The organism is Thalassobacter sp. 16PALIMAR09 (genome assembly GCF_000765485.1).
In the GTDB taxonomy this organism is placed as follows: Bacteria; Pseudomonadota; Alphaproteobacteria; order Rhodobacterales; family Rhodobacteraceae; genus Thalassobacter; species Thalassobacter stenotrophicus.
On sequence record NZ_JHAK01000031.1, the window covers coordinates 1 to 1552 of the forward strand.

Annotated in this window: 3 protein-coding genes; all 3 read left to right on the plus strand. The window is 62.4% G+C overall.

Features of this window, described 5'->3' with window-relative positions; translation table 11 throughout:
* The coding region (locus PM04_RS17160; protein WP_038009128.1) for a S49 family peptidase at nucleotides 1–806 on the plus strand (806 nt) is incomplete at its 5' end.
* Nucleotides 807–901: 95 nt separating this feature from the next.
* A complete protein-coding gene (locus tag PM04_RS17165) occupies nucleotides 902–1282 on the plus strand; it encodes a head decoration protein (RefSeq protein ID WP_038009129.1) in 381 nt (126 codons plus the stop codon).
* Nucleotides 1283–1348: 66 nt separating this feature from the next.
* A partial coding sequence (locus tag PM04_RS17170) for a major capsid protein (protein WP_038009130.1) occupies nucleotides 1349–1552 on the plus strand: 204 nt, incomplete at its 3' end.

A 1552-nucleotide genomic window follows, 5' to 3' on the forward strand; every position in this document is an offset into this window, starting at 1 on the left:
ACGTGACGATGATCCATTCCGGTGATCATAAGGTTGATGGCAATCCCTATGCGCCGCTGCCCGAGAGCGTGCGCAATGACATCCAGCGCGAGATCGATGTCTTGCGGTTCCTCTTTTCTGAGACCGTCGCAGCTGGCCGCGCCGGGCGGTTGAGCCAGGACGCGGCGCTAGCGACCGAAGCCGCGACCTATCGCGGAGCGGAGGCTGTTGCAGCTGGTTTGGCCGATGAGGTTATCGATCTCTCCCGCGGCTTTGCCCGCTTCCGTGAAAGCCTTTCCGCCCCATCGCCCGCCGCGCGACTGCCGCGCGTAGACCATTCCCGAGCAAAGGAGGCCGCCATGAGCGCCAAAACAGATACCGAAGAGGCAAATACAGAAATCACCGATGCCGAAGACACGGTGCTATACGAAGCAGAACAGCTATCCGACGCCCCAGACGATATAGAAGAGATGCTGCAAGAAGACAAAGGGACCGCCTCAGACGCTGCCGCGGCATCACCTACAGCGGCCGGCACGAAACCTTCCAATCTGGCAAAGATCTCCGCGCAGCTTCGCGAGTCAGCAGCCGAGATTGCCGAGATCACAGCCCAGGCCGCTCGCCTCGGGATCGCAATCGATGCGGCGAGAGCGCTCCGCGACGGCACAGCCCCAGAGGCTTTGCGCCGGTTGGTTTTGGATCAAGCGAGCGTCGCCGCAGATGCACGCGACATTGTAGCGGTAGCTCCGTCCCCCGTTCTGCCCAAATCCGCTGAAAGCCCGATTGTGGCTGCCGCGAAGAAAGCTGCCTCGGCGGGCAGCAGGGGCTGAACCGTTCACCCCAATAGCTGCCGCCCACCTGATCCCCCGCCGCTCCTCCCCGGCGGGGGATTTCTTTTTGACCCCCAATCTTTTGGAGATTGCCCATGTCCGTGCTCACCCAACCGCCCACCATGGGCGATGTCCTCAAATACGAGCTGAACCCCAACTACACCCGCGAAACCATCACGCTGCTGGCCGGCGCCAATTATCCCGTTGGGGCTGTCCTCGGACGCATCACAGCGAGCGGCAAGATGAAGCTCAGCACTGCAGCAGGCAGTGATGGCGCACAGAATGCTGCCGCCGTGCTTCTCTACGCCACCGATGCCAGTGCCGCAGACCAAAAGGCCGTCGTCATCGTGCGCGGTCCGGCCATCGCCTCACAAGCGGCCCTAGTCTTCGACGCCAGCGTAGATGACGCCGCGAAAACCGCCACGAAACACAACCAGCTCGTGGCGCTCGGCATCATCCCACGCAACGCCGCCTGATCCTACCGATCGCCCTATGATCCCAAGCGCGCAGCTGCGCAGTCCCCTCATTCCACGGAGTTCCCCATGACCATCACACGCAACCCGTTTGACGCGGGCGGCTATTCGCTCGCTGAGATGACCCAGGCCATCAACATCCTGCCCAATCTCTACACCCGCCTTGGCCAGATCGGCCTCTTCCGCTTTGAAGGCGTCACTCAACGCTCAGTCGTCATTGAGCAGCGCGAAGGCGTCCTGAGCCTCCTGCCCTCGGTACCACTGGGCGCACCC

Excerpts from the sequence above, each read along its gene's own strand:
- PM04_RS17165 (WP_038009129.1), top strand. The coding sequence starts at position 902 with ATGTCCGTGCTCACCCAACCGCCCACCATGGGCGATGTCCTCAAATAC.